This is a genomic window from Marinobacter sp. F4218 (genome assembly GCF_019443085.1).
Classification (GTDB): Bacteria; Pseudomonadota; Gammaproteobacteria; order Pseudomonadales; family Oleiphilaceae; genus Marinobacter; species Marinobacter albus.
In genome coordinates this window covers 1,735,142-1,756,370 of record NZ_JAHZIL010000003.1, presented here as the reverse complement: position 1 = coordinate 1,756,370, position 21,229 = coordinate 1,735,142, and the positions used below count along the sequence as shown (strand labels likewise).

Genomic DNA, 21,229 nt, shown 5'->3' with positions numbered 1-21,229 from the left:
AAGGCAGTGAGTTATGGCCGTCGGCAAAGAAATACGTAACCAGATTTCAAGCATCAAGAGCACGCAGAAAATCACCAGCGCCATGGAAATGGTTGCGGCGAGTAAGATGCGTAAGGCTCAGGAGCGCATGCAGGCAACTCGCCCGTACGCCGAAAAGATGCGTCAGATGATCGGGCACATTGCCAAGGCGAACGCTCAGTACAAGCATCCGTTTATGGTCGACCGTGAAGTTAAGCGCGTTGGCTATATCGTGGTGTCCACTGATCGTGGCCTCTGCGGTGGTCTGAACGGCAACTTATTTAAAGCGCTTGTCCGTGAAATGCGAGCGTGGAAAGAAAAAGGAGTCGAAGTTGAACTGTGCGCCATCGGGCAGAAAGGCGCCTCCTTTTTCCGGAGCTACGGCGGTAACGTCGTTGCGGCGCTGACCCATCTGGGGGACAGCCCGAGCTCTGAAAAACTCATCGGCAACGTCAAGGTCATGCTCGATTCGTACTCTGAAGGCAAGATTGATCGCCTTTATGTAGTGAGCAACGAATTCGTTAACACCATGACCCAAAGCCCGAAGGTGGAGCAGCTTCTGCCCCTGCCTGAGAGCGATGACGAAGAAGAGATCAAAAACCAGTGGGATTATCTCTACGAGCCCGATGCCAGGCAGATCCTCGATGGCCTTCTGCCACGATTTATTGAATCCCAGGTATACCAGGGTGTGGTAGAGAATCTGGCATGTGAACAGGCAGCCCGGATGATCGCCATGAAGAGCGCAACTGATAACGCCGGAGACATTATGGACGAGCTTCAGTTGGCCTATAACAAGGCGCGTCAGGCAGCCATCACCCAAGAGATTTCGGAGATTGTGAGCGGCGCGGCTTCGGTCTGATCCCGTAAACAATCCAACTGGTTTTATTGACTACTTAAGATAACGAGGAACCGAGCATGAGTAGCGGACAAATCGTTCAGATCATTGGCGCGGTTATCGACGTGGAATTCCCACGTGACTCCGTACCCAACGTATATGACGCACTGCTGCTTGAAGGTGGCGAAACAACTCTGGAAGTCCAGCAGCAGCTGGGTGACGGAATTGTTCGTACCATCGCCATGGGCAGCACCGAAGGCCTTAAGCGTGGCCTGAAAGCAGAAAACACTGGCAAGGCAATCTCGGTACCGGTTGGTACCAAGACCCTCGGCCGTATCATGGACGTACTGGGCCGCCCCATCGACGAAGCCGGCGAGATCGGCGAAGACGAGCGTTGGGCGATTCACCGTAAGGCACCGGGCTATGCCGATCAGGCAGCGTCTGCCGACCTGCTGGAAACCGGCATCAAGGTTATCGACCTGATCTGCCCGTTCGCCAAGGGTGGTAAGGTTGGCCTGTTCGGTGGCGCCGGTGTCGGCAAGACCGTAAACATGATGGAGCTGATCAACAACATCGCGAAAGAGCACTCCGGTCTCTCCGTATTCGCGGGTGTTGGTGAGCGGACTCGTGAAGGTAACGACTTCTACTACGAAATGAAGGACTCCAACGTCCTTGATAAAGTAGCGATGGTCTACGGCCAGATGAACGAGCCTCCCGGAAACCGTCTTCGTGTGGCGCTGACCGGCCTGACCATGGCCGAGAAGTTCCGTGACGAAGGTCGTGACGTCCTGCTGTTCGTCGACAACATCTACCGTTACACCCTGGCGGGTACCGAGGTATCGGCACTGCTGGGTCGTATGCCGTCTGCGGTAGGCTACCAGCCGACTCTGGCCCAAGAGATGGGTGAGCTGCAGGAACGGATCACGTCGACCAAGACCGGTTCCATCACGTCGATCCAGGCGGTCTACGTACCGGCGGATGACTTGACCGACCCGTCACCAGCAACCACCTTCTCGCACCTTGATGCGACCGTGGTACTGAGCCGTGATATCGCCTCCAAGGGTATCTACCCGGCGATCGATCCACTCGATTCCACCTCGCGTCAGCTGGATCCACTGGTTATTGGTAACGAGCATTACGAAGTTGCCCGTGGCGTGCAGACCAACCTGCAGCGCTACAAGGAACTGAAAGACATCATCGCCATCCTGGGCATGGATGAGCTGTCGGAAGAAGACAAGCTGGTTGTATCCCGTGCCCGTAAGATCGAGCGTTTTCTGTCCCAGCCGTTCCACGTTGCTGAAGTATTTACCGGTTCTCCCGGCAAGTACGTGTCTCTGAAGGAGACTATCAGCAGCTTTAAGGGCATCCTCAACGGCGACTATGACGATATGCCTGAGCAGGCGTTCTACATGGTTGGTACCATTGAGGAAGCGGTCGAGAAAGCGAAGGAAATGAAGAGCAAGGCCGAGAAGTAAACTGAGCCGTTGCACTTGTTTCCGGATCGATCAGAGAGGCAACTGACATGGGTATAACCGTGCATTGTGATGTGGTAAGTGCCGAAACAAAGATCTATTCCGGATTGGTTGAAATGCTGATCGCGGCGGGTTCTGAAGGTGACCTGGGCATTGCCCCGGGTCACACCCCGCTGCTGACCGAGCTGAAACCGGGCCCCATTCGGATCATCAAGCAGGGCGGTGAGGAAGAAATTCTTTACGTGTCCGGCGGATATCTGGAGGTCCAGCCCAATCTGGTAACTTTGCTGGCTGATACCGCGGTCCGTGCCAAGGATGTGGACGAAGCCGCTGCTCTCGAGGCACAGAAAGAAGCCGAGAAAGCACTTGCCAACAAGACCGGTGAATTCGAGTACTCCCGTGCCGCTGCAGAACTGGCCGAGGCTGCTGCGCAGCTTCGTACCATCCAGCAGCTGCGTAACAAAATGCGTTAAGCATTTTCGTTTCGGGTTTGCCGAACACCAACGCCGCATCCTGAGCGGCTGGAAATCCAACGCCTACCGTTGGAACTCCGGCCATCCGGGTTGCGGCTTTTTTCGTTTAATGACACAAAATCCAGAGACTCCGGGGGTCTGATTTGTCCATGAGCCCGTTACACGTTGTGATTCTGGCCGCCGGTCAGGGTTCGAGAATGAAATCCGCGTTGCCGAAAGTCCTGCACGCTGTGGCAGGTAGGCCGATGCTCCACCACGTGATCGGGACTGCCAAACAGCTCGGTGCGGAAAAGATTCACGCCGTAATTGGACATGGCGCGGACCAGGTCCGTTCAGTTACCGCTGAAGCGACCGTAAACTGGGTGGTCCAGAGCGAACAGCTGGGCACCGGCCATGCCGTCGCCCAGGTGTTGCCGGATCTGCCGGACGACGCGCGGGTGTTGGTGCTTTATGGGGATGTACCGCTGACTCGCCGGGATACCCTGGAGGCCATGGTTGCAGGACTGGACGACGAAACCCTGGGCCTGCTGACCGTCACCCTTGAGGATCCAAATGGTTACGGGCGGATTGTCCGGGATGCCTCCGGCAACGTCACGTCGATCGTAGAGCAGAAGGATGCCAGCGAGGCCCAGCAGGCGATCCGCGAGGTGAATACAGGGATTCTTGCGGTCTCTGCGAAGCATCTGAAAGCCTGGCTGCCGGCGTTGTCGAATGCCAATGCCCAGGGCGAGTACTACCTCACTGATATCATTGCCATGGCGGTGCAAAACGATCTAGCGATCTCGGTGTCCCAGCCGCGGGATCCTTTCGAGGTTCAGGGTGTTAACAACCGGCTTCAGTTGTCGGAGCTCGAACGTTGGTACCAGCGCCGGGAAGCCGAGCGGCTGATGGCCGAGGGAGCGACCCTGGCCGATCCGGCCCGGATTGATGTCCGGGGTGAACTGACCATCGGCAACGACATTCTGATTGATGTGAACGTCGTGTTTGAGGGCAAAGTGGAGCTTGGCAGTCAGGTCACCATCGGTCCCGGGTGTGTGATCCGGGATGCCCGCATTGCCGATGGCACCCAGATCAAGGCCCACAGCGTCATTGAAGGTGCCAGCATTGGCGCCAACGCCCAGATCGGACCGTTTGCCCGGCTGCGTCCCGGCACCGACCTCGCCGCCGACACCAAGGTTGGTAACTTTGTAGAAACCAAGAAGGCCATCGTAGGTGAGGGCAGTAAAATCAACCACCTGAGCTACGTTGGCGATGCCGCCCTGGGCCGTAATGTGAATGTGGGTGCAGGCACCATCACCTGCAACTATGATGGAGTTAACAAGTTCCAGACGGTGATCGGCGACGGCGTGTTTGTTGGCTCTAACAGCTCCCTCGTCGCTCCGGTCACTGTTGCCGCGGATGCCACCATTGGTGCCGGCTCGACCATCACCAGGGACGTGGCCGACAATGAACTTGCAGTGGCCCGTGGTCGCCAGCGTAATATTTCCGGCTGGGAACGGCCGAAGAAAACCGATTGATTAGCTTACAGGACAGGTGAAAGCAGCATGTGTGGGATTGTAGGTGCGGTTTCGGAACGGGACGTTCAGGGCATTCTTCTGGAGGGACTGCGTCGTCTGGAGTACCGGGGCTACGACTCCGCCGGAATGGCGGTGATCGATGGCGGAACCGTGGTGCAGAGGGCACGGGAAGTGGGCAAGGTTGCGTCCCTGAGCGATGCCATCAACACAAACCCGCTAACCGGGCACCTGGGCATTGCCCACACCCGCTGGGCAACCCACGGAGAACCTTCGCAGATCAATGCCCACCCGCACATGTCCGGTGAACGCCTGGCCATCGTACACAACGGCATCATCGAGAATTATCAGGATCTGCGTGAGGAGCTGAAGAGCGAAGGCTTTGAGTTCTCCTCCCAGACCGATACCGAAGTGGTTGCCCACCTGATCGAGAAGTACTATCGGGAGATGGACAACCTGTACGCCTCGGTCAAGGCTGCGATTGCCCGCCTGCGGGGGGCCTATGCCCTCGCCGTTGTGCATTCGGACGAGCCGGACCACCTGGTGGTGTGCCGGGAAGGCAGTCCCCTGGTAATCGGTGTCGGTATTGGCGAGAACTTCATTGCCTCCGACCAGCTGGCTCTGCTGCCTGTAACGGACCGGTTCATGTTCCTGGAAGAAGGCGATATCGCCGACATCCACAAGGACAAGGTGGTCATCCACGACCGTGAAGGGACCCCGGTGGAGCGCAAGGTCACCCGCTTCGAACACGGTGCCGATTCCGCCGACAAGGGCGAATACCGCCACTTCATGCTCAAGGAAATATACGAGCAGCCAAAAGTGATCAAGGCCACCATGGAAGGCCGGATTACCGACAGCCGTGTCCTGGAACAGGCCCTTGGCACCGAGGCGGCCAACCTGCTGGAGGACGTGAACCACGTTCAAATCATCGCCTGTGGCACCAGCTACCACGCCGGTATGGTCGCCCGGTACTGGATTGAGGAGCTGGCCGGTGTGGCGTGCTCCGTTGAGGTGGCGTCCGAGTTCCGGTATCGCAAGCACGTGATCCAGCGGGACACCCTGTTCCTGTGCATTTCCCAGTCCGGAGAAACGGCCGATACCCTGGCAGCTCTTCGCCAGGCCAAACAGGCCGGTTTCCGGGCCGCGCTCGCCATTTGCAACGTTCCCGGCAGTTCCCTGGTCCGGGAATCCGATCTGGTGATCATGACCCAGGCGGGCCCGGAGATTGGTGTGGCTTCCACCAAGGCCTTCACTACCCAGCTCACGGCGTTGCTGATCTTCACCCTGGCCCTGGCCCGCCATAATGGCCTGGATGAGCAGCGGGAAGCCGACATCGTGAAAGCGATTCACCAGCTCCCGGGTCAGGTCGATCAGGTGCTGGCCCTGGATGGGGACATTGCCGAGATGTCCAAGGCGTTCATGGACAAGAACCACAGCCTGTTCCTCGGGCGGGGATCGCAGTTCCCGGTTGCTCTGGAAGGTGCTCTCAAGCTCAAGGAAATCTCCTACATCCACGCGGAAGCCTACCCGGCGGGCGAGCTGAAGCACGGACCGTTGGCCTTGGTGGACAGTGAAATGCCGGTCGTGACCGTGGCCCCCAACAACGACCTCGTGGAGAAGCTCAAGTCCAACCTGGAAGAAGTCCGGGCCCGCGGCGGTGAACTCTTTGTGTTTGCTGACCAGTCGGCTGACGTCAGACCGGAAGAACATATCCACGTCATGCAGTTGCCGTCGGTGCATGAAATCACCGCCCCGATTGTTTACACGGTTCCGCTGCAGTTGCTGTCTTACCACGTCGCCGTCCTCAAGGGTACGGACGTGGATCAGCCGCGCAACCTGGCCAAGAGCGTGACGGTCGAATAGCTTCACCGCTGTCCGGTGCCAAATCGGGTTGTCGCAGCTAAAGGTTTTGTAGAACCGCGTTTTTTGCTATTTTGCAAAGCAGACTGGCTCATAGCCAGACTTGTTAGCGGGAGAGACTGTGTTGCACTGCTGTGCGACCGGCGCCGAAGGAGCAACTGCCCCGGAAACTCTCAGGCAAAAGGACCGCTAACTTGAAAACTTTCCGAAGAGCTGTCGACGACTGCGTCAGTCGGCACACCGAAGGAGCAAGCCGCCGATTCCGTTGAATCGGCGCGTGAATCTCTCAGGTTCCGTGACGGAAGGGGTGCTTTCTACCACTGTGGGTAGGAAGGAAACCCTGGACGCCTCCTGGAGATGGTTGTATGAAGCGAATTGCAGTAATTGGCGGTGGTATCACCGGTATCACGACCGCCTATACCCTGGCCAAGCGCGGCCTTGATGTCACCGTTTACGAAAAGCACCGCTATGCCGCGATGGAAACCTCCTTCGCCAATGGTGGCCAGTTGTCAGCCTCCAACGCCGAGGTCTGGAACAACTGGCAGACCATCATGAAGGGCATGAAGTGGATGCTCCGAAGTGATGCCCCCCTGCTGGTCAACCCCAAGCCGTCCTGGCACAAGCTGAGCTGGTTCGCGGAGTTTATCGCCGCCATTCCCCAGTATGAGCAGAACACCACCGAAACTGCGCGCATGGCCATTGCCGCCCGGGAACACCTGTTCCAGTGGGCGCAGGACGAGGGCATTGATTTTGACCTGAAGAAGCAGGGCATCCTGCACATCTATCGTGACAAGGACGGTTTTGATCACGCTGCCAACGTCTCCAAGCTGCTGGCTGCCGGCGGTCTCGAGCGCCGGGCCGTCACCCCGGAGGAAATGAAGTCGATCGAGCCCACCCTGGCCGGAACCTATTACGGTGGCTTCTTCACCGAAAGCGATTCAACCGGTGATATCCACAAGTTCACCAATGGCCTGGCCGAGGCGATCCTGCGCCTCGGCGTCAAGACCTGCTACGGGCACACCGTAACCGAACTCAGTGCAGATCAGAACAACGCCTGGGTGACTGCCTACGACGGCGAACAGCAGAATCGCGACACCTTTGACGGAGTGGTGATCTGCGCGGGCACCGGCAGTCGGGCACTGGCGGCGAAGCTGGGCGACCGGGTGAATATCTACCCGGTAAAAGGCTATTCCATCACCGTCCAGCTGGATGACGAGGCTTCCCAGAAGGCTGCGCCGACAGTCAGCCTGCTGGACGACGCCACCAAGCTGGTGACCAGCCGGCTCGGCGATGACCGCTTCCGCGTTGCGGGGACGGCGGAATTCAACGGCTTCAACCGGAATATCCGGGATGACCGGATCAAGCCGCTGACCCGCTGGGTCGAGGAATGTTTCCCGGGGGTCAGCACCCGCCGCGTTGTGCCCTGGGCCGGACTGCGCCCCATGCTGCCCAACATGATGCCGCGCGTGGGTCCGGGTCGCCTGCCGACCGTGTTCTACAACACCGGTCACGGTCACCTGGGCTGGACCCTGTCGGCGATTACCGCCGAGATGCTGGCCGAAGCTGTTGAAAGGTCGTCGTCTGGCGTTACCGTCAGCGCTGCCGGCTAGTCTGGGTTGTTGGCCCGGCCATATTCATTGGCCGGGCTTATCGCCAAGCGAAATCCCGCTCAGGTCCCGTTGCAGTTTTTTCAGAAGGTGCAGCAGACTCACTCCGTCATCGAAGCTCAATCCCTGCAGGGCTTGCTGGTAGAACTCGGTGATGGTGTCCTGCAGCTTGTTCCAGAATTCCCGACCGGATTCGGTAAGCACCACCAGTCGGGCGCGCCGGTCCTGGGGATCGGTAATTCGCACCACATGACCATCCCGCTCCATGCGTTTCAGTACGCCGTCGAGGTTCTGCCGGCTGACGTGCAGGTACTCCTTGAGCTGGTTGAAGGACGTTCCGTCTTCAAACCCTTCCCGTGACAGCGCCCCCAGCACCGCCCACTGCACCGCGCTGATCCCCATTTCATTCTGAACCTGCCGCTGGAGGATGTTTCCGGTCTGGAACAGGCGGAAAAACAGCCGGTTCGGAATACCGCCGGATTCGTTGACGATCATCTGAGCTCCTGTCTGTCCCTTCCCGGCCGGATGCCCAGGAAGGTATGCATCGGCGCCCCGAATCGCGTCGGTCAGGGGGCGCATTACTTGGGTAGGTACTCGCGAGCAATGATATTCTTCATGATCTGCGCGGTGCCGTCACCTATTTGCAGGCCCAGAACGTCCCGAAGCCGCTGGGCAAACGGCAGATCCTCGCCCCAGCCGGTGTGGCCATGGGCCAGCAGGCACTGCTTGACCACATCAAATGCCAGCTTCGGCCCCCACCACTTGTTCATGGCTGCCTCGGCATTGTGGGGCAGGTTGTTGTCCTTGAGCCAGAGCGCATGGTAGCACTGCAGGCGCGCCGCCTGAACGTAGGTCTGGTATTCCGCCAGCGGATGCGTCAGGCCCTGGAACGCGGACAGGTTCTGACCGAAGGCCGTGCGTTCGGTCAGCCACTGCCAGGTCTCATCCAACGACTGCTGGGCCACGGCCAGGCACTGCAGGCCGATCAGCGCCCGGCTGTAGTCGAACCCCTGCATCACCTGTTTGAAGCCTTTACCCTCGACACCCATCATGTTGCTGGCGGGCACTTCCACGTTGTCGAAGAAGATGGAGCCGCGGCCGATGGCACGCTGGCCATTGTCCTCGAACCGGGTAGTGGTGATGCCCGGGCTGTCCATCGGGACCAGGAAAGCACTGATGCCAGAGGCCCGCTGCTCCACCGTGCCCGTGCGGGCAAACACCACCGCCACATCGGCCTGGTCGGCCATGGAAATGGAGGTTTTCTCGCCGTTGAGCAGGTAGGCGTCGCCTTTCTTCTCGGCCTTCAGGCGCAGGTTGGCGGCGTCCGAGCCACCATGGGGTTCGGTCAGGGCGATGCAGGCCACCTTCTGGCCAGCGGTTATGCCGTACAGCCACTCTGTTGCCAGGGCCGGGGTCGCGTGGCTGGCGATGATCTGGCCATTCAGGGACGCCAGCAGGGGGATGTAGCCCACGTTGAAATCCCCTTTCGAGATCTCCTCGATGATCAGGCCGCTGGTGACACAATCCATGCCGCTGCCCCCGAACTCTTCGGACAGCTCACCGCCCAGAAGGCCCATCTCGCCAAGCTGGCGGATGACATCCCGTTCGATGACACCCGCCTGATCCCGCTTGCGGTAGCCCGGCGCCAGCACCTCGGTGCTGAAGCGGGCGACCACTTCGCGGATCGCCATCTGTTCTTCGTTGAATGCGAAATTCATGGTGGTCTCCGGGCCTTCGGCCTACTTGTAGTACTTGCGGAACTCGGGCTTTCGCTTTTCCTTGAAGGCGCTCACGCCCTCTTTGGACTCGTCGGTGTCGTAGTAAAGGCTCAGGGCCTGCATGCCGAGGGCGCCGATGCCGGCGATGTTGTCGCTGTCGGCGTTGAAGGACCGCTTGGCGATGCTCAGGGCCGTGGGGCTCTTTTCGAGGATCTCGTCGCACCATTGGCGGACTTCCTCATCCAGCTGCTCCGGCGGGACCACCGCATTCACCAGCCCCCATTCCAGCGCCTGCTGGGCGGAATACTTGCGGCACAGGTACCAGATTTCCCGGGCCCGCTTTTCGCCCACCACCCGTGCCAGGTAGGCGGTACCGAACCCCGGATCAACCGAGCCCACCTTGGGGCCGACCTGGCCGAAGATGGCGGTTTCCGAGGCGATGCTCAGGTCGCAGATCACATGCAGGACATGGCCGCCGCCGATGGCGAAGCCGTTCACCCGGGCGATGACCGGCTTGGGCACTTCCCGGATCAGGCGTTGCAGTTCCTCCACCGGCAGGCCGATCAGTCCGCGGCCATCGTACTGGCCTTCGTGAGCACCCTGATCGCCGCCGGTACAGAAGGCCTTCTCGCCGGCGCCGGTAAAGACGATCACCCCGATGTCCTTGTTCCAGCCAGCGCGATTGAAGGCGTCGATCAGTTCCATGCATGTCTGTCCGCGGAAGGCGTTATAGCGTTCCGGGCGGTTGATGGTGATGGTCGCGATGCCGTCGGTTTCGTCGTACAGGATGTCTTCGTAGGTCATGGTCGGTTCTCCGTATTTGTGAAAAAGGCCGTTCAGCCGGCCATGGTCAGGCCACCGGATACACTGATGACCTGGCCGGTAATAAAGTTGGCGTCATCACTGGCAAGCAGGGCAATCACCCCCGGGTAGTCCTCCGGCTGCGCCAGCCGCTTCATGGGTACCGCGTTGCGAAAGGCTTCCAGCAGTTTTTCCGGATTCGGGGCGCTTTCGGCGACGCCCTTGAGCAGGGCGGTATCGGTGGGGCCGGGGCAGACCACGTTCAGGCACACGTTCTTGGTGGCCAGTTCCCGGGCAACGGTTTTGCTGAAGCCCACCAGGCCGGCCTTGCAGGCGGCGTAGACGGATTCGCCGGAGGAGCCGACCCGGGCGGCGTCCGAGGCCACGTTGACGACCTTGCCGCCACCGGCCGCCACCATCCGGGGCAGCACCACGTGGTGCATGTTCAGAGCACCGGTCAGGTTCACCGCAATCAACTGATCCCAGAGTTTGGGGTCTGTCTTGAGGAAGGGCAGGAAGCGGTCGAAACCGGCGTTGTTGACCAGAACGGTGGGCACGCCCAGGTCATTCTCGATGGCTGCGACGGTTTCGGTGATGGCGGCGTAATCGGTGATGTCCGCGGTGTAGGCCCGGCCCTTTCCGCCGGCTTCGGTGATCCGATCGACGGTGGCCTGAGCCGCCCCCTCGTCCCGGTCCAGAACGGCCACCAGGCTGCCTTCCTCGGCAAAGCGCAGGCATACGGCGCGGCCAATGCCGCCGCCGCCACCGGTGACGATGACTGTTTTTCCGTTGAGGCCTCTCATGATGGTGTGCTCCTGTGTGTGTCGGTAAACGGGTTAGCTGCGCCTGGCCGGCTCCGGGTGAACCGCTCTGGCCTGTTCACGCAGCTTGAATTTCTGGATCTTTCCAGACGCGGTGCGAGGCATGGCGTCGATGACCTCAAGGAATTCGGGCAGGTAATTCCTGGACAGTTTCTGTTCGAGCAGGTACCCGTTGACCTCGTCCAGGGTGACGCCCGTGGCGTTGTCGTCGAGGGTTACGTAGGCGCACACCCGCTCTCCGAGCCGGTCGTCCGGGCAGCCCACCAGGGCGACATCGACGAGGCCGGGGAATTTGTAGAGCAGGTTTTCCACTTCAACCACGGGAATGTTTTCGCCGCCGCGTATCACCACGTCCTTGGTGCGACCGGTGATACGGATGTAACCGTCCTGGTCCATGCGCGCCAGGTCGCCGGTGCTGAACCAGCCGTCCTCATCGACGCCGTAGAGTTCCGGACGCTTGAGATAGCCGACAAACAGGCTCGCGCAGCGGACCAGCAGGTTACCTTCTTCGCCGGCGGGCAGGCCATTACCCTGGAAGTCGGTGATTTTCACTTCCATCCAGGGCAGGGCCTTGCCGTCGGACTGGCTTGCCCGCTCGGGGCGATCTTCCGGGCAGGTCATGGTGACCGCGCCGTTCTCGGTCATGCCCCAGGCCGAAACGATCTTTGCCTTCAACACCTTGCCGGCCTGTTCCACCACCGCGCTGGGGATCGGGGCACCTGCCGATACGAAGATGCGCAGGGAATCCAGTTCGCCCTCGTGCCTGGGGGCCGCTTTCACCAGGTCCGCCAGGAAGGGCGTGGCCGCCATGGTGAAGGCCGGCTGCTCGGCGGCAATCACTTTGCACACGTACTCGGCGTCCCAGATGTCCTGGAGGATGGCGGTGGTACCCAGGTAGATGGGCATCATGATGCCGTACATGAAGCCGGTCTGGTGCGCGAGAGGTGAGGCCATCAGGACCTTGTCGTCCGAACCCAGGTGCAGCCGGTCCGCGTAGGGACGGACATTGGAGAACAGGGTGTTGGAGGTGTGCATCACCCCCTTGGGCTCGCCGGTGGTGCCGGAGGTGTAGAGGATCTGGATGACATCGTCGGCACTGAGCTGGCGCTCCCGGAACAATGCGTCGGTGTCCTGCTGTTCTTCCCAGGCGGTGTCGAGCAGGCGTTGCTCGAAGCTGCGATCGCCCTCGCCGCCGATCACCAGCAGGGTTTCCAGGTCAGGCAGTTCGGCCCGGATGCCATCGACCATGGCTTCGTAGTCGAAGTTGCGGAACAGCTTCGGAATGACCAGCAGGCGGGCCTCCCCGTGCTTGAGCATGAACCGCAGTTCGCGCTCGCGGAAGATGGGCATCAGCGGATTCAGGATGGCGCCGATGCGCATGCAAGCGAGGTGCAGGGCGGTGGTTTGCCACCAGTTGGGCAGTTGGCAGGCCACCACATCACCCTTCCCGATGCCCAGGCCGGCCAGACCGGCGGCCATGCGGGTGACAGTGTCATTCAGTTCCCGGTAGGTGAGAGCGGTTCGGGTGTCCCCGGTAACTTGATATCCGACAATGGCTTCCCGGTCCGGGGTATGGGTGACCGCCTGGTCCAGGTAGTCGGTAATGAGTTTGTCGTTCCAGGCTCCGCTTTGAATCATGGCGGAGCGGCGGTCGGGTTGGTGGGTCAGGCCAGTTTCCATGTAATTCACCTGTTGTTGTCGGTTTTTGCTGGTCATTGGCGATCGGTCCAATACGGACCACTACGGTGTCATTCAACATACGCCTCTTGAAAATTATATGTCAACATATTGCTTTATAATTGGGTTGGCTAAGACTCCTGGGATACCTTTTACAAAGGTATTTTGGGTTTTATTTTGATTTGGTGATCCGGAGATGTCATGACATACAACAACATATTGCTAGAGAGGGACGGTGCGGTTGCGTTGATCAGGCTGAATCGCCCGAAAGTGCACAATGCGCTGAACAACGCCCTGATGTCGGAGCTGTCGGACGCGTTGAAAGCGCTGGATGCGTTCCTGGAAAAACGAACCCCGGAGTGGAAGCATCGTTAGGCGGTTCTGTTTTATTTTTTGACCCCGGTGCCCGCATGGCGCTAGAAATCGGTTAAAATGCGGCCAGCGTTTTCACTGTATTCCTGTAATGGTACGAATGTCTTGCGGGTGGCTGACCCCTCCGTGCGTTCTTGTTGCCAGGACCAAAAGTGGTCGCAAAGCGTACCTTCGGACCATACCCCGGTACACAAATATCAAGGAAGATGCGGGCTTTCTGCCGCACCCTTCCAGTAACCCGTTTTTTTAGAAGAAACCCGCAATGCCCACAACCGTCATCTCCGGCTTTACCCACAATTTCCTTGGCAAGGCGCCAGTCTGGTACAAACAGGTCATCCTGCTGTTCCTGATCGCCAACCCTATCGTGATGTATCTGTTGGGGCCGGGGACCGCCGGCTGGCTCCTGATCGCAGAGTTCATTTTCACCCTCGCCATGGCGCTGAAATGCTACCCGCTGTTGCCGGGCGGCCTGCTGGCGGTGGAATCGTTGCTCATCGGCCTGACCACGCCGGACGCGGTGTACCTCGAAGTGCTCACCAACTTCCCGGTGATTCTGCTGTTGATGTTCATGGTGGCCGGCATCTACTTCATGAAAGAGTTGCTGCTGGTGACCTTTACCCAGATCCTGGTGGGGGTGCGCTCCAAGTCGGCGTTGTCCCTGCTGTTCTGCAGCGCCGCTGCCGTGCTGTCCGCATTTCTGGATGCCCTGACCGTCACCGCGGTGATCATCAGCGTGGCCGTGGGTTTCTACTCGGTCTACCACAAGGTGGCGTCCGGGAAGGGCTATCACCACAAAGACCACAACGCCGGCAGTGACGAGGAGGTGGTCGAACTGCACCGGGAGGATCTGGAAAACTTCCGGGCCTTCCTGCGCAGCCTGTTGATGCACGGTGCCATCGGTACCGCCCTGGGCGGGGTTGCCACCATGGTGGGTGAGCCCCAGAACCTGTTGATTGCCAAGGTGGTGGATTGGGATTTCGCCGGTTTCTTCCTGCACATGGCGCCGGTCAGCCTGCCGGTGCTCGCGGCCGGCCTGTTTACCTGTTGGGCCCTGGAGAAGCTGCGCTGGTTTGGTTACGGCGGGCGTTTGCCCAGGCCGGTCCGTCAGGTGCTGGAAGAATTTGCCGAGAACGAACGGGCCAAGCGCACCAAGGCCGATCAGGCCGCGCTCTGGGTGCAGGCCATCGCCGCCGGCATTCTGGTGGTCGGTCTCGCCTTTCACCTGGCCGAGGTTGGCCTGATCGGCCTGTTGGTGATCATCCTGATCACCTCGTTCACCGGCATCACCGATGAACACCAGATCGGTAAGGCGTTCCAGGAATCCCTGCCATTTACCTCCCTGCTGGTGGTGTTTTTCGCCGTGGTGGCGGTGATCCACGAGCAGCACCTGTTCAAGCCGATCATCGATTACGTCCTGTCCCTGCCCGAGGGTCAACAGCCTGGCATGTTCTTCATTGCCAACGGTGTGCTCTCCATGATCAGCGACAACGTCTTCGTGGCCACCGTGTACATCAGCGAAGTAAAACAGGCGCTGGATGCCGGCAGCATCAGCTACGAGCATTTCCAGGACCTGGCCATCGCCATCAACACCGGCACCAACCTGCCCAGTGTCGCCACCCCCAATGGCCAGGCTGCGTTCCTGTTCCTGCTGACCTCGGCCATTGCGCCCCTGGTTCGCCTGTCGTACGGGCGCATGGTGATCATGGCTTTTCCCTATACCCTGGTGATGGGTGGTGTCGGCCTGTACATGGTGGTCAACCACATCTGAGGGCCCTTTGTTATTTTGAGGCAGCTGTCCGTGCACAATTTTTCCGGTCTGATAAGCTCTGCTAAAAGCGATCACATGAACTGGAAGCCATGAACAGCTGCTGTATCCGTCGCCCCGCATCGAATCCCGCTGGCTTCGCCACCTTCGCCCTGTGGCTCCTGGTGTCTGTCCTGGCCTGGCCATCGATTGCCTCGGGCGAAGAGGCCGCATCGAAAACCCTGCGCATCGCCTACGTGGAGTTTCCGCCGCTCTCGTACCGGAATGAAGCCGGTGAGGCGGACGGGGCGATGATGGAGATCACCCGGAAGGTCGCCATCGAAGCCGGTTACACCCCGGAGTTCATTTACCTGCCGGTAAGCCGGGTCTACCTATACCTGCGTAACGGCTTGATCGACCTCTGGCCGGGGCCGACGGATATCCCCACCCTCGATGGCGAAGTGCTGGAAAGCTGGGCCAGCCCGATGCCGATCCAGCTGAGTGCCTGGTACAGTCAGAACAAGATGCGTCCACTGGAGAATTTCAACCAGCTCCGGGGCAAGACCGTGATCGTGATCGGCGGTTACACCTACGCGGGGCTGATCAACTGGCTGAATGACGTCGAGGACATTCGCATCACCGAAGCCCCCAACCACCGCTCAGCCATCGATATGCTCAAGCGTAACCGGGGAGACTATCTGCTCGACTACCGGGAGCCGGTGCTGGAAATCCTGGATGGGCCCGCTGATGAGAAGATTGGCGAAACGGAAGTGCGCAGTCGCAACGTGGCCTGGCTGTTTTCCCTCGCCCGCCCACGCGCGGCGATCCTGAGGGAGGAGTTCGACGACGCCTATCTGCGACTGGCCGAGAAAGGCGAAGTACCCGGGGTGCGGACCGTCATGCCGGCGTACATCATTCCCGGCTTTCCGGAACAGTACCGCTAGCTTGGGCCGTCGACCTCATTCGGTCGACAGCCCGATGTCGCCGTACCAGGCCGTGGCCGTTTCCCCGGTGTTGTCCGAATCCGACATGATGGCAATGCCGACCACGGGTGGGGGCGCCTCCCCGAACGCTCGGTGGTAATCCGCGACGATATCCCGTTCTACCGTGACCCATGCACCCGCCCGTTCGCTCCCCGAATTTACCGCCACCATCATGGTCTTGTCGGTGTAGGGGTTGGGGACAAACTCGCCCTCGGGCAGGGTATTGGCCCAGATGTAGTTGAGGGCGTTGCCCGGCAGGCTTTCACCAAACAGTACCTCGACGGCCTTGCGCTTGGCCCGTTCAAAAAAACCGGCTTTCTCGGGCTGGAATTTGAACGCCACGTAGATCCGTGCCGGGTAGTCGTCGCCGGACTTTTTACGGGCATTGCCCTGCTCAAATACGTTCGATACCTTCCAGCGCCAGCGCAGAACCAGCGAATCCCCTGGCCGCAGTTCCAGCCGGGTGATCATCCCGGAGGCCCCACCGGCCGTCCGGGCCCGGACCACCTGTATGCCCTCGTCGGTCACCAGTTCGTAGCGGGAATGCCGGTCAATCTTGGGGAATTCCAGGGGCTCCCAGCCGGAGTTGCCCCCCAGGGTTTCGATCTCGGAGAAGGCAGGTAAGTCAGTGCCTTCCGCCTGTGCAGCGGGGGCCAGCCAGGGGCTGGTGGCCAGGGCCAGTGCGGGAATCAGTGATTTCAGTGCCGTCAGACGCACATGGGTCTCCTCTGCGGAATTCGCGTGGGTTACCGGGGAGACAGCCCGAGTGCTTAAAAGTGCCCGAACGCGCCTACTGGGTTGCCAGCAGGCGGATGGCGCTGGCGGCTGCGGCGGTCCGGTTTTCCACACCCAGCTTCCGGAAGACCTGTTCCAGGTGCTTGTTTACCGTGCGTGGGCTCATGTCCAGAATCTGCCCGATTTCCCGGTTGGTCTTGCCATTGGCAATCCACAGTAGCACGTCCGATTCCCGCAGGGTCAGCTGGAATCGCTCCCGCAGGGCCGCAGCGGCGCTGTTCTGGTTCTGCGGTGTCTTCAGCCGGAGCAGGTACTCGCGGCCGTCCACCAGCGCCAGGTACTCCACCGACCGGGGGGTATCCAGGGCCCGCAACGGCATGACATGCCCCGGCTCCAGATTGTGGCTGAGCCACTCTTCCAGCCGTGCCCGGACATCCGGGAACTCCGGATGACTGCTGTCGGGCAGGCACCGGCAGACCTGCGGCGTGCCCCAGAGCAGGTTGCCTTCCCGGTCCACCGCAAACAGGTTCTGGCCGGCCGTGTCGAGGGCATTGCGGGCGCTGCGGGTCATCCGGGCATTGGTCAGGTGCACGTCCATGCGCGCCAGCAGTTCCGTGGTGTTGATGGGCTTGGTGACATAGTCCACCCCGCCGGCGTTCAGACCCATGACCACGTGTTCGGTGTCACTCAGGCCGGTCATGAAGATGATGGGAATGTCGGTGAACGCCGGGTTCTCCTTCAGCCGCCGGCAGGTTTCAAAACCGTCCATGTGCGGCATGAGCGCATCCATCAGCACCACATCCGGTGTGATGTTCTGGCTGATGGTGAGGGCCTGATTGCCTTCCAGCGCCACCAATACGGTCATGCCCGCTTCCTCGAGGGCATCGTTGATCATGCGAATGGAGTCGACCGCGTCATCCACGACCATCACGACGGTTTTCCGGTCCTCATGAAGCTTCATGTTCGGCTACCTCGAGTAATTCCAGAATTTTTTCAAACTGAAAATCATTGGTGAGTTGGGTCAGTTCGTCGGTAAAGCGTTCTTCGGCCTCGCCCCGATGCTTGAGGCCATGCAGCGCCTCCAGCAGCCCCTTGCGGTGCCCGATTCGGGCCAGGTCCGCCAGAACCTGGCGATGTGCCATGGCGGGCAAGGGCAGGTCACCGGTGTCCGACACCGGGATGGCGGCCAGCGGTTCGGCACTCTTCTCGAACCGCCACTCCAGGTCCAGCACCCGGGCGATGGTGTCCAGTAACAGGTTCAGACGCACCGGCTTGATGATGTAGCCGTCGTGCAGGCGCGGTGAGTCCGCGGCATGATGGCCCTCGTTGGCATCGGCGGACACCATCACCACCGGCATGGCGTGTTTGTCCGCCCGCAGCTGCTGGAGGACCTCCCAGCCGGTACGGCCCGGCATGGAGACGTCCAGAAGCACCAGGTCCGGGCGTTCGGCGGCCACGGTTTCCTCGACCCTGAGGGCATTGCCGATGTCGATAATCTCGAAACCCAGCGGCGACAGCATGGCGCGGATGACCTGGCGGTGGGAGATATCGTCGTCCACCAGCAGGACCTTGCGCCGGGTGCCGTGATAGCCATAGATGCGACGAGCCGGGGCGCTGACCGATCGGGGACTGGAGCTGTGCAGGCTGGAGAGCATCAGGCTGACCTTGAAGGTGCTGCCCTGGCCGGGTTCACTGGCCACCGAGATATCGCCGCCCATGATCTCGGTGAGCAGGCGGGTAATGGTCAGGCCAAGCCCGGTGCCACTGCGGCTCTGGCCCGGGGTACGGATACGCTCGAACGGCCGGAAGATGCGTTCAATGTTCTCCTGGGCTATGCCTTCACCGGTGTCCCGGATGGTGAACTCCGCCACCTGGCTCCGGTAGCGCAGGGTCAGGGATACCTCGCCCCTGTCGGTGTACTTGATCGCGTTCGACAGCAGGTTGATCAGGATCTGGCGCAGGCGTTTCTCGTCCGTGGTCACCATTTCCGGCAGCGGGTAGGGGCAGTGGTAATCGAACGCCAGGCCCTTCTCCTCGGCCTGCAGCTGGAACATGGTGACCAGCTGTTCCATCAGCAGCCCGATTCGCACCTGGTCCCGGTGCAGGTCCAGCCGCCCGGCCTCGATCTTGGAGATGTCCAGCAGCCCCTCGATCAGATCGGCCAGGTATTCACCGCTGCGGCGAATCACCCCCAGGGCCTCCTTCCGGTGGGGTGGGACTGAGTCATCGTTCTCCAACAACTGGGCGTAACCGAGAATGGCATTCAGTGGTGAGCGGAGTTCGTGACTGATGCCGGTCAGATAGCGGCTTTTCGCGCCATTTGCTGCCTCCGCTTGCTCTTTGGCCTGCTGCAGGGCCTGATCGGTGCGCTCGTGAGCGACAATTTCCTCCATCAGCAGCCGGGTCTGACGACCGGACTCTTCCTCCGCCACCACCCGGCTTTCGTGGGCCAGCACAAACAGCCAGCAGATCACCCCGGTGACAATCACCAGGATGAAAAATACCTTCCACAGGGTGACGGACAGCAGCAGGGCTTCGGGTGCCGAGGCCACCGGCGTCTTGAAGTAGATCAGCGATAGCAGCAGGCCGGACAGGCCATTGATCAGAAACAGCAGGCTCAGGAAGTGACCGAGGCGGGAGTGGAGCCGGCTCAGGAGCGCACCGGGCATCAGCTTGCCGAGAAATTGCTGGAGCTGTTCCTGGTAACCGGCGCCGGGTTTGCAGGCGTCGCCGCAGCGGGCATCGAGCGAGCAGCACAGCGAACAGATGGTGCCGGCATAGGCCGGGCAGCTGGTGACATCCTCCGGTTCGAATCTGTGTTCACAAATGGTGCATTGCACCAGCTGGTGGTCGGTGGCGAGGGGCGTGAACGGGCGCGCAGTGTAAAACCGGCCGCCGGTCTTCCAGGCGATCAACGGCGCTGTAATCAGCGCCACCGCCATGGCAATGAAGTGAGACAGGGCTTCGGCGTAGTCGCCGAGGACGCCGGTGTGGCAGGTAATGCCCACCACCGAGGCGGTGATCATGGCACCGACGCCCACTGGGTTGATGTCGTACAGGTGCGCGCGCTTGAACTCGATGTGTTTGGGGCTGAGCCCCAGCGGCTTGTTGATCACCAGGTCCGCCACCAGCGCGCCGACCCAAGCGATGGCGATGATGCCATAGAAGCCGAGGGTTTCCTCCAGTGCCCGGTAGACCCCCAGCTCCATGACCAGCAGGGCAATGGCGACGTTGAAGAACAGCCATACCACCCGGCCCGGGTGGCTGTGGGTGAGCCGGGAGAAGAAGTTGGACCAGGCGATGGAGCCGGCGTAGGCGTTGGTGACGTTGATCTTGAGCTGGCACAGGATTACGAAGATTCCCGCCATCGCCAGGGAGATCTCCGGCGAGTGGGTGATGTAGTTGAAGGCGACCACGTACATCTGGGTCGGATCCGCCGCCTCCGTGGCCGATATGCCCTGGTTCAGGGCCAGTACCGCCAGGAAGGAGCCGGCCAGGATCTTGAGCATGCCGATCACGATCCAGCCCGGCCCACCGGACATCACAGCCACCCACCACCGGCGTTTCTCCTCCCGGTTCCGGGGTTCCGGAATGAACCGCAGGAAATCCACCTGCTCGCCAATCTGGGCAATCAGCGAGAACACCACGGCGGCGGCCGCGCCGAACATCACCACGTTCAGGCCCTGGCCGGCGGCCTCTCCCAGGCCCTCGAATTTTGTCCAGTCGCTGATGGACGAGGCATCGGCGTAGATGATGAACACGAACGGCGCCAGCTGCAGCAGGATCCACACCGGCTGGGTCCAGACCTGGAACCGGCTGATAGTGGTGATGCCGTGGGTCACCAGCGGGATGATCGCCACCGCACAGATCAGGTAGCCCAGCACCAGCGGAATGCCGAACAGCATCTCCAGGGCCATGGCCATGATGGCCGCCTCGATGGCGAAGAAGATGAAGGTGAACGAGGCGTAGATCAGCGAGGTGATGGTGGAGCCGATGTAGCCGAAGCCCGCGCCCCGGGTCAGCAGGTCAATGTCCACGCCGTAGCGGGCAGCGTAGTAACTGATCGGGATGGCGGTCAGGAAGATCACCAGGCTGACCACCAGGATCGCAGCGACCGCGTTGTCAAAACCGTAGTGCAGGGTGATGGAGCCGCCGATGGCTTCCATGGCCAGGAACGAGATCGCACCCAGGGCGGTGTTGCTGACCCGGGCAGCCGACCAGCGCCGGGCGCTCTTGGCGGTAAACCTCAGGGCGTAGTCTTCCAGCGTCTGGTTGGCGACCCACTGATTGTACCTGCGCCGAACCCGGAAAATATTCTGTCGTGCGGCCATCGCTGCCTTGCCTGTGTAACCTGGGTAAGTGCCCGGTTATGGTGCGGTTTTGGGGTTCCGCGCACCGGACCTGAAAGCTTCAACAAGTTCCGTGCCATAGTTCGGCGCGCAGAGAGATGCGGTGACATCTAATTCGTGTACCTGCGTTTTAGCCGTTTGGGCCGGGGACCGGAATGCGTCAAATGACGTAGTGCGCTGGGGTGATTGCCGAATGGGCACCCGGGAGGGGGCTGAGCAGAATGTTTGACGTGGGCGCTGTGCTTTCGCA

General features: G+C 60.6%; 17 protein-coding genes and 1 riboswitch. Of the genes, 9 read left to right on the top strand and 8 right to left on the bottom strand.

Annotation, left to right across the window (positions count from 1 at the left end; all coding sequences use genetic code 11):
* Window positions 1-13 precede the first annotated feature (13 nt).
* The 6 genes from atpG (at window position 14) to K0B93_RS12065 (ending at window position 7,782) form a co-directional block, all read left to right on the top strand.
* Entirely contained in the window at window positions 14-877 is an 864-nt protein-coding gene (gene atpG, locus K0B93_RS12090) for a F0F1 ATP synthase subunit gamma (RefSeq protein ID WP_219867448.1), read from the top strand.
* 56 nt (window positions 878-933) lie between these two features.
* Window positions 934-2,328, top strand: coding sequence for a F0F1 ATP synthase subunit beta (gene atpD / locus K0B93_RS12085; RefSeq protein WP_219867447.1), 1,395 nt, complete (start codon window positions 934-936; stop codon window positions 2,326-2,328).
* A 47-nt stretch (window positions 2,329-2,375) separates the two neighbouring features.
* Window positions 2,376-2,798, top strand: coding sequence for a F0F1 ATP synthase subunit epsilon (locus K0B93_RS12080; RefSeq protein ID WP_041341952.1), 423 nt, complete (start codon window positions 2,376-2,378; stop codon window positions 2,796-2,798).
* Between the two features lie 149 nt (window positions 2,799-2,947).
* Window positions 2,948-4,315: a bifunctional UDP-N-acetylglucosamine diphosphorylase/glucosamine-1-phosphate N-acetyltransferase GlmU gene (gene glmU / locus K0B93_RS12075; protein ID WP_219867446.1), complete on the top strand. Its 1,368-nt coding sequence runs from the start codon at window positions 2,948-2,950 to the stop codon at window positions 4,313-4,315.
* A gap of 27 nt (window positions 4,316-4,342) precedes the next feature.
* Window positions 4,343-6,175 (top strand): glutamine--fructose-6-phosphate transaminase (isomerizing), encoded by a 1,833-nt coding sequence (gene glmS / locus K0B93_RS12070; RefSeq protein WP_219867445.1) that lies wholly within the window; start codon window positions 4,343-4,345, stop codon window positions 6,173-6,175.
* Between the two features lie 97 nt (window positions 6,176-6,272).
* Window positions 6,273-6,371: riboswitch (glycine riboswitch) on the top strand.
* 166 nt (window positions 6,372-6,537) lie between these two features.
* On the top strand, window positions 6,538-7,782 hold the full coding sequence (locus K0B93_RS12065; RefSeq protein WP_219867444.1) for a D-amino acid dehydrogenase: 1,245 nt from the start codon (window positions 6,538-6,540) through the stop codon (window positions 7,780-7,782).
* Window positions 7,783-7,806: 24 nt separating this feature from the next.
* Here K0B93_RS12065 and K0B93_RS12060 read toward each other — a convergent pair whose 3' ends face one another.
* The 5 genes from K0B93_RS12060 to K0B93_RS12040 form a co-directional block, all read right to left on the bottom strand.
* On the bottom strand, window positions 7,807-8,274 hold the full coding sequence (locus K0B93_RS12060; RefSeq protein ID WP_219867443.1) for a MarR family winged helix-turn-helix transcriptional regulator: 468 nt from the start codon (window positions 8,272-8,274) through the stop codon (window positions 7,807-7,809).
* 83 nt (window positions 8,275-8,357) lie between these two features.
* Window positions 8,358-9,497 (bottom strand): cyclohexanecarboxyl-CoA dehydrogenase, encoded by a 1,140-nt coding sequence (gene aliB / locus K0B93_RS12055; protein WP_219867442.1) that lies wholly within the window; start codon window positions 9,495-9,497, stop codon window positions 8,358-8,360.
* A gap of 21 nt (window positions 9,498-9,518) precedes the next feature.
* Window positions 9,519-10,301, bottom strand: a complete 783-nt coding sequence (locus tag K0B93_RS12050) for an enoyl-CoA hydratase-related protein (RefSeq protein WP_219867441.1) — start codon at window positions 10,299-10,301, stop codon at window positions 9,519-9,521.
* A 32-nt stretch (window positions 10,302-10,333) separates the two neighbouring features.
* Window positions 10,334-11,101, bottom strand: coding sequence for an SDR family NAD(P)-dependent oxidoreductase (locus tag K0B93_RS12045; RefSeq protein ID WP_219867440.1), 768 nt, complete (start codon window positions 11,099-11,101; stop codon window positions 10,334-10,336).
* Between the two features lie 33 nt (window positions 11,102-11,134).
* The gene (locus K0B93_RS12040; protein WP_219868111.1) at window positions 11,135-12,799 is read right to left on the bottom strand and encodes an AMP-binding protein; all 1,665 of its coding nucleotides are present in this window, start codon (window positions 12,797-12,799) and stop codon (window positions 11,135-11,137) included.
* 198 nt (window positions 12,800-12,997) lie between these two features.
* Between K0B93_RS12040 and K0B93_RS12035 the strand changes: the two genes are divergently transcribed.
* From K0B93_RS12035 to K0B93_RS12025, 3 genes are all read left to right on the top strand, one after another.
* Window positions 12,998-13,171, top strand: coding sequence for an enoyl-CoA hydratase-related protein (locus tag K0B93_RS12035; protein ID WP_219867439.1), 174 nt, complete (start codon window positions 12,998-13,000; stop codon window positions 13,169-13,171).
* Window positions 13,172-13,430: 259 nt separating this feature from the next.
* Window positions 13,431-14,936, top strand: coding sequence for a sodium/proton antiporter NhaB (gene nhaB / locus K0B93_RS12030; RefSeq protein WP_219867438.1), 1,506 nt, complete (start codon window positions 13,431-13,433; stop codon window positions 14,934-14,936).
* Between the two features lie 89 nt (window positions 14,937-15,025).
* Window positions 15,026-15,856 (top strand): substrate-binding periplasmic protein, encoded by an 831-nt coding sequence (locus tag K0B93_RS12025; protein ID WP_219867437.1) that lies wholly within the window; start codon window positions 15,026-15,028, stop codon window positions 15,854-15,856.
* Window positions 15,857-15,871: 15 nt separating this feature from the next.
* Here K0B93_RS12025 and K0B93_RS12020 read toward each other — a convergent pair whose 3' ends face one another.
* The 3 genes from K0B93_RS12020 to K0B93_RS12010 form a co-directional block, all read right to left on the bottom strand.
* Window positions 15,872-16,501: a DUF3047 domain-containing protein gene (locus tag K0B93_RS12020; RefSeq protein WP_416383210.1), complete on the bottom strand. Its 630-nt coding sequence runs from the start codon at window positions 16,499-16,501 to the stop codon at window positions 15,872-15,874.
* A 184-nt stretch (window positions 16,502-16,685) separates the two neighbouring features.
* Window positions 16,686-17,591 carry a DNA-binding response regulator gene (locus K0B93_RS12015; protein WP_219867436.1) on the bottom strand — a complete coding sequence of 302 codons (906 nt, stop codon included), beginning with the start codon at window positions 17,589-17,591 and terminating at the stop codon, window positions 16,686-16,688.
* Window positions 17,578-20,961 (bottom strand): ATP-binding protein, encoded by a 3,384-nt coding sequence (locus K0B93_RS12010; RefSeq protein ID WP_219867435.1) that lies wholly within the window; start codon window positions 20,959-20,961, stop codon window positions 17,578-17,580. Before K0B93_RS12010 ends, K0B93_RS12015 begins: the two co-directional genes overlap by 14 nt.
* Window positions 20,962-21,229 lie beyond the last annotated feature (268 nt).